At 32.4% G+C, this 7926-nt stretch carries 5 protein-coding genes and 2 pseudogenes; all 7 read right to left on the reverse strand.

The features are described from left to right. The coding region (locus RDN22_RS10485; RefSeq protein ID WP_308558059.1) for a DUF1146 family protein at positions 1-199 on the reverse strand (199 nt) is incomplete at its 3' end. 321 nt (positions 200-520) lie between these two features. Beyond that, positions 521-1624: a glycosyl hydrolase family 8 gene (locus tag RDN22_RS10490; RefSeq protein ID WP_013990687.1), complete on the reverse strand. Its 1104-nt coding sequence runs from the start codon at positions 1622-1624 to the stop codon at positions 521-523. An 8-nt stretch (positions 1625-1632) separates the two neighbouring features. Continuing rightward, positions 1633-2943, reverse strand: coding sequence for a glycosyltransferase (locus RDN22_RS10495; protein WP_014633211.1), 1311 nt, complete (start codon positions 2941-2943; stop codon positions 1633-1635). 144 nt (positions 2944-3087) lie between these two features. Beyond that, the gene (locus tag RDN22_RS10500; protein ID WP_045769136.1) at positions 3088-3876 is read right to left on the reverse strand and encodes a hypothetical protein; all 789 of its coding nucleotides are present in this window, start codon (positions 3874-3876) and stop codon (positions 3088-3090) included. 2 nt (positions 3877-3878) lie between these two features. After that, positions 3879-5030 (reverse strand): non-hydrolyzing UDP-N-acetylglucosamine 2-epimerase, encoded by a 1152-nt coding sequence (wecB, locus tag RDN22_RS10505; protein WP_013990691.1) that lies wholly within the window; start codon positions 5028-5030, stop codon positions 3879-3881. Positions 5031-6107: 1077 nt separating this feature from the next. Then, positions 6108-7139: pseudogene (locus RDN22_RS10515) on the reverse strand (IS3 family transposase). Between the two features lie 184 nt (positions 7140-7323). Then, positions 7324-7725: pseudogene (gene tnpA, locus RDN22_RS10520) on the reverse strand (IS200/IS605 family transposase); the annotation flags it as partial. Between the last annotated feature and the right edge of the window lie 201 nt (positions 7726-7926).

Here is a 7926-nt window from a genome sequence, read left to right on the forward strand (position 1 = left end):
AAACCGACAGAATAAAGGAACTGATAAGGTAGCCTAAGGCAATACTGATAAAGAGCAAAAAGAGTTTCAATTTTCCAGTATTTTCAATCGGATTTTTGATAATCTTCGCCCAATCAAAGAGGCTAATCAGCATATGGTAGCTCAATCCTATAAATACAAGGTGACTCGCCAAAGTGACGAATTGATTAATAATAGTCATGGTACTATTATACCATAGAAAGCTAAGCTAAAACATAAAAAGAGGGTGAGACAGTTCTAAACATTTATCATATACAATCAAAAAACTTCCCTTAATATCTGTTTCTAGAGAACAGCTTTAGGGAAGTTTCTAAGTTATTCGTGATTAATAACTACTTTGTAATTTTTCTTAATACTCTAGCTATTTAAAAGACTTTTATCAATTAACGTTCTTAAATACTGAAAAAGAATACAATCACCATCTCATATTAATAGCTCAATAGTATACCTTCAAATTTACTTAAAGTATTCTTCTATTCAAACTAAATACTATAATGATAATTTAAAAAAATTCCATGGTAACCAAAGTAATAATTGCAGAATCATAATAATTATTTACTGGTAGGTTCTGCATAAAAACTATTTTATTTTGCTGAACCAATTTCAAATATCCTGAATCTTTATCAGCTGCAAGAGCAATTGGTGCTTTAAAACATGCAGCCTGATGGTCATCTAAAAAATTACCATCTAAATTATAATTAGAAAAAATATTCTTCTGTGTCATGAAGAAATCCAATAGCTTACTGAGGACTCTCTGACTCTTTTCATCGTTACTTTGTGTAAGATTGTATGGAAGACGACAAGCGTTATAAGAATAAGTAGAGTCAAACTGGGAGGAGATAGTATGAGGCTTAACATTACGAACTCCCGATTGGTCAACCCAGATAAAATCTGGAATTAATCCGGTTTCTGTTTGAGAACTAATTGTTTCCAGACTGCTTAACATCTTATCGCTAATACTCAACCATTTTTTATCTTTAGTAACTTCATAAAATGATTGGAATTGCTTTGGTAAAGCATCAGATGTTCTCATTAGATTATAATACTTTGAATCTCTGTTTGCCCAGTTCCCAACAGTTAAGATTCCAGTATTTTCATTATAATTATATTTGAGAATATCCTGCAAGATAGCCTTAGACTGCGTTTGATACTCGTCTTTCTGACTTGGCCACTGTTTTGAGGCTTCAATTAAAGCATAAGCAATATAAAGATCTCCGTCCGTTGCATTGTGTTCGTCAACATTTTTAGAACTCTTTTGAACAATTTGTTCCCAAGACATCAATTGACTTCCTTCAATACGATGAGATAAATAATATTTGTAGAGTCTTTCAAAATCTTGTTGACTCGCTAGACCTTTCTGAGCCGCTCTAACAGTTATTAGCATCCCGTAACTTTGGGACTCCGAGAGTACAATGTCCTTATCTTTATCATTTGTAGTTTTGATATAAGCTTCATTACCATCTTTTACTACGAAGTGTCTCTCCCACTGTTGGTAAATCCTATTACGAATATCTGTCTTGGTTTTAATTCTTACTGAAAACATCAAAAAAACAAATAGACCAAGGGTTACTATAAACCAAAAATATTTAAAGTATTTTATTTTCATATACACTCCTATTCTGCAAAACGTTTAGTTTTAACCCATGTTGTTCCTTCACGGTGAAGAACTTTATCCATGATAATAGACCACAACGAATCTAAAGAAACAATAATGAACAACTGTGCGTAACTAAAATAAGAGAGAATCGCTAGCCAAACTTGCTTACTTGTCGCTTGTCCGAATTGCGATGCTAACGCAACATTGATTTGTAATAAATACAAACCAATCATTAATAGCCAATTAAATAACATCAATTGAGCTATGTATATATTACTTGCATCAAATGCAAACGGAATTTGTATAGTAGGAAAGAAAGGATGTAAAATAATAGCTAAAACATTGGCAAAGAAAATTAAATCTGATAAGACAATCGCTCCATTAAACCAGAAGAAAATACAAGAGTAATTAGCAACTTCTAGTTTTACTCGCCAATTTCCTTTACCGAACAAGTGTTTAAAATTTGATAAAACAACTTCGTAATTACCTTTGGCCCAACGTTTTCGTTGCATATAGTAACTTTTAAGGGTCTCAGGTTCTTGTTGAAACGCCTCGGAATTATATGCCAATGCAATTAATTTACCGCTTTGCATAATCTTGAAGGAAATATCTGTATCTTCTGTTAAAGCACCATTTCTCCAACCACCAATACTTTTTACAAAATCAGTTTGAATAATAAAATTAGTACCTGGAATACGACCTATTTTAAACAAATGCCACATTCCAACATGGTGTACACGTTGCGTTACGACAATTTCTTGATTTATACAACGTGTTAAGAAATTTTGTTTTGCATTTCTTGTTTTATTCCGTCCAAAAGCAGCTACTCTTCTTTCTGGATCTTTTAAAACTTCCTTAACTAAAAAGTAAAGTGCATTCTTTTCAGGCATGGCATCCGCATCATAAATACAAATATAATCACCTTCTGCCATCTTGAGCGCATCATTAAGAACACCCGCTTTTCCACCAGTTCCTTTGCGGTTAATAATTGTGATATTACGCCCTTCATATTCTGGTAATGCCTGAACAGATAGACACTCTTCATAAGTACTATCTGAACAATTGTCCGCAAATAAAAGTAACTCAACTTTGTCATGTGGATAATTCAAATTTAATATAGCTTTTGCAGTCTGTGCAATAACGACATCTTCATTATGTGCTGGGACGACAATAGTAACCTTCGGATAATAAGGCAATGCTTTCTTATCTACTTTAAAATCACTATGCTTTAGCCAAAAATGAACACCAGAAACTAGGATAACTACTCCCCAAATTAAAGAAATCCAAATCGATACTAGCGTAAAAATCATTAAAAATTGACTAACCATGTTCCACCGCCTTGAAATTATGGGAAACACGTTCATAGATAATTGTATACTGGATAAATAAAACTATGAAAGTAATAACAAAAAGAAGACTAATAGATAAAGCAAATACAAAAAACAAATTAGTAATGGTCATAATTTTTCCCCCTAATATTCAACAATTATATCTGTCTCTAGTTGACGGTTTAAATTGCTAATTAACTCACTATAATCATCAAATTTTTTTAAATTATTCTTATTAATTTCAAGAAATCCTGTCTGAAATTGAATACTTTGATGATTATTTCCCCAATCGAATGTTATCCCTTTTAACTGTCTTTCAAGACTATCTTTATAAAAATCATTTAAGTTTCTTGAATCATTTTTTGATAAAATTAAGAAACTTCCATCAGCAACATAAAAAATTTGCTCAAAACGATTCAACTGTTTTGAAATTTTAAGATAAATACTAGTAATCAAATGATTATATTCTCGAGGATCCAATTCAAAAAACTGTTCTTCATGAGAATAATGAATCAAAAGCGCATTAATAAATTTATTCTCATTCAATTTAATTTCTTTTAATACTGCTTGATAAGATTTTCTAGCTTTTCTTTCCTCAATTTGAACAGAAGAAATATATTTATAAAAATAAGACTTAATCTTTGATAAAATTCCAAGCAACAAAGGAAAACTAAAAATAAGTACTAAAGTATCTTGAAGTGATATATAGACAACACCACTAACCAAAATAAAAATACTTAAAGCAAAACTTAAAATTATCATCCAGGTAATCAGAAGTTCAGATAAAAAACATACTGCGCCAATACCTAGAACAAGAAGGATAGACTCAAACATAAAGTACTCAGGATTGAATTGATAACAATAAGAAAACAATAAAGCTTCAAAGAAAATCAAAAATAAAATCCAATACCAGACTTTTTTATCTTTTTTCACACCTAATCTCCCCCTTCATGGAACTCTGAAACAGAATCTGCTAAATTAAAGTACACTTTAATAGCTTGAACTATTCTTTCAGCTGCTTTTCCATCACCATAAGGATTGGGAGCCTCAGACATTTCTTTATATAGAGCTTCATCTGTTAAAAGCGACTCCATTGCTTCTTTCACTTTTTTTGTATCTGTCCCGACAAGTTTCAGTGTCCCAGCTTTAACACCTTCTGGACGTTCCGTTGTATCTCGTAATACTAAGACAGGCTTCCCAAGTGAGGGAGCTTCTTCTTGAACACCACCTGAATCCGACATAATAAAATAACTTCTAGATGCTAAATTATGGAAATCAAAAACATCCAAAGGAGCAATTAGATGAATTCTATCATGGTCACCCAAAACTTCTTTCGCTACTGCTTGTACAGAGGGACTCAAATGAACAGGATAAACTACTTCAATCTCAGGATGGTTATCAACCATTAGTCGAAGAGTTTTGAATACTCGATGCATTGGCTCACCTTGATTTTCTCTACGGTGCATCGTTACTAAAATAATCTTTCTTCTATCATCAATTTTATCTAGAACTTCATGATAATAATTATCTTTAACTGTTAGTTTTAGGGCATCTATCGCTGTATTACCAGTGACATAAATAGCCTCTTTTTTATGATTTTCTGACAATAAATTAGCCTTACTTTCTTGAGTAGGTGCAAAATATAAATCAGAAAAGCTATCAGTCATCTGACGGTTCATTTCCTCTGGATATGGTGAATATTTATCGTATGTTCTAAGTCCAGCCTCAACATGGCCGATACTTACTTTATTGTAAAATGCAACTAAGCCGGCAGCAAAAGTTGTTGTTGTATCACCATGAACTAAAACCAAATCAGGTTTTTCTTTTCTTACAACAGGATCAAATTTAGACAAAATTTTAGAAGTAATTTCCTGAAGCGATTGATTTTTCCCCATGATATCCAAATCATAATCAGGAACTATTTCAAAAGTATCCAAAACTTGATCAAGCATCTGACGATGTTGTGCTGTCACCACTGTAATAGTATTAATAGTTTCTTGATGTTTTTTCAACTCAAGAATTAACGGCGCCATTTTTATTGCCTCTGGCCTCGTTCCAAAGACAACCATAATATTTAATTTTCCCATTAAATCCCCCTATAACCTATACAAAATCAATATAATATTGACATATAAAACTTTACATAAACACTTTATTTTTCCAAACAAAATAGATAAAACTATTTATCTTTTAAAAAAAGCACTAAAGGGTATACTCTTATCATTGGTCTTCTTAAGTAAGTTATGTAAAGTAGATAAAGAAAAAAGGTCTCAATAAAAGACAATCATAACTAATAAAATCAAGAAATTAAGACAAAAGAATCCTAAATGTAAAGCATCAAAAGATAGTAATATTAGAAACCATTTTAATCTTTACTTCCCAATTTAAAAAATAGACTATTTGATAAATAAAAAAACTGCAGGACAAAAAACGCTTTGCTAATAAAAGTGCTTTTGAATCCAGCAGTATTGCTAACTTATATATTTCATAATAACTTCTCCCCATTTTAAAGAGCGTCCCCTTTACTTACGCTCTATCCCTATCTTATAAACTGAAACATCGGAATGACATACCTATCCAACATCATGTAGCAATAAACACAGATAAGTTGCATTTAACCCCCTTCCCCAAAGGGATTAAAGATGACTAACAAGGCTGCTCCAAATTACTAGTACCAATGTTTCATATTCATATAGATGGTATAATTATAGCATGTTATTTTTTTTTTTCAACCTTTTTCAATTTTTTATTATTTTAATTATTTTGTAATTATTTTAAAAGGTATCTCTAATTAACTATTCCTACTTAATATATATTTAAGAGGTATTTATATATCTTACTAAATTTTCAATTAATCAAACATTTATCCATCAACCTACTTGGTATATAGTCAAAACCACTCGTTCTCTATACTCCCCGCTCCCGAAAAAAGTTAGACAAATAATTTAAGTAAAGGATTTAGTCCTGTATTGCACAGGACTAAGTCCTTTTCTACCATTGTCAAGTATATCAAAGTATTTGCCGAAAAATAGTTTGAGTTCCATAGTCAAACTAAGGAAATTGTCTTTTTTAACTATAATTCAGTGTAAAAAGTGTACACTAAACCAACACCTTATCTGATGATTTTTTTGATAAGGCGTTACAATAATATGGCATAAACAATTTTACCGATTTTGGGTAGAAGTATAATCGTAAAGTTTGTTATGCGTTATGAGGTAATACATTGTTCTAATGAGACGATGTATAGAGGCAATCGTGTGTGGTTTGGTTGAAGTCACTTGCGATTGTCTTTTCCGTTTCTCATAGAAGTCTGCGATATGACAAAGATTGGTGTGGCTAGCTGAAGCTATGTTATGAATGCACTTAAAGAGAATATTTCTGGTATAGGGATTCCCACGTTTGGTAATATGTCCTTGGCTAGAAAGTTTCAGTTTTATCTTAATACGTTTGTTGTTGTAATAATCAATATGGTCTACAATAGCTTGTTTCAAGTTCGGTGACGTTGAAAGATTATAAGCAATAATTTCACTGTTGAAACCATCTAAAACTGGTGATAAATAAAGCTTTTGAGTGCTTGCTGGGATGGCAAATCCTGTCACGTCCGTATAGCACTTTGCCATTGGTTTTGAAGCTTCAAACTGGCGTTGAATCAAGGTTATCGGCTTTCTTACCAATATCTCCTTTGTGAGAAGAATACTTGCGTTTACAGCAAATTCTAGCCATTAAACCAAGTACGCTCATCAACCGCTGCACCTCTTATGATTGACCCCAAAAACACGATTTCGTAATTTAAAAGTCATTCGACGATGGCCGTAATTTCCTTTATGCTCAGTAAAAATAGCTTGAATTTCAGCTTTAACATCATAATCCTTATCGCTTTGATCTAGCTAATTTAAGTGGTAATAATAAGTTGAACGGGCAAGCTTAATAATCTTTAGAAGCATGTCTAAAGAAAACTCAGTTACCAATCCTCGGACAATTTCCGTTTTTCTTCCCTCAATCGGAGTACTCTCATTTTTTAGAACCGCATTTTCTGCTTTAATTCAGGAGAATAGTAACAATTCTTTCCTTTTTTGGCGATTTCTATTCCGTAGCGATCAATCAATTTAATCAGGTACTTAAGATTAGAAATATTTATCCCAAATTGATTTAAAAGTCGCTTAAAGCTTTCCCCCTTGCTTTCTCAGTTCATAGATAAGAACTTTATCCTCATAATTTCATAATAAAAACACCCCAAGAGTTAGATTTTTTCTGTCTAACTTCTGGGGTGCAGGTCATATCACCAGCGGTTTGTTCTTCGACTGAATGTCTATGCTAACGACCAAGGCCTAACAAATTGTTTTCCTTCAGCACTACCTTTGCTAGCTGGTCTTATCGAGACTACTTTCTTTTATTCTTCTCACCCGTAAACGAATCATAATCCTCACAAAGACTGAGCTGCTATCACGTCTTCTTATTATTGATTACGAATAAATTCTTCAATTTGCTCCTGATCCCGAACCACCGTATCAACATAAAAAATTTGACACCAAAATTTGCGATTCCCATATTTATACCTGAAATTAGCATATCACTCGAATATTATTAAGCTACTCTTTTTACGTATCCCATAAAAGAGGAAATGCCTAGTTTTGCTGGTATACTGACCTACATATAAGTATGGTTTGGGCAAGAGCCCACTTCGTATATTTCTACACCGTATTGCCAATATAATAAACGTAAGATTCGAGCTATACTTGCTTTGAACTTACCATAAATTATTTGACGTTTATATTGAGATGCAAGGGAACACGATACTCACTATTTCATTAGCAACCTTTTTTGATACATCTCTAAAAACCCTTTAACCCCACCACCAGAGCTATTAGTTTTCTAGAGCTTGAATTGTCAAATTAAGTGCATACTTTCCCCATAGAATACTTCATAAAGTGTTTTCCAGTTAAGACATTTTCGTGGCCTATTATTAAGTTTGTTCTCCCATAG

Source organism: uncultured Lactobacillus sp. (genome assembly GCF_902491705.1).
Taxonomy (GTDB): Bacteria; Bacillota; Bacilli; order Lactobacillales; family Lactobacillaceae; genus Lactobacillus.

Coding starts and splice junctions, on each gene's coding strand:
- RDN22_RS10490 (WP_013990687.1), bottom strand. CDS start 1,624: ATGAAAATAAAATACTTTAAATATTTTTGGTTTATAGTAACCCTTGGT.
- RDN22_RS10495 (WP_014633211.1), bottom strand. CDS start 2,943: ATGGTTAGTCAATTTTTAATGATTTTTACGCTAGTATCGATTTGGATT.
- wecB (WP_013990691.1), bottom strand. CDS start 5,030: ATGGGAAAATTAAATATTATGGTTGTCTTTGGAACGAGGCCAGAGGCA.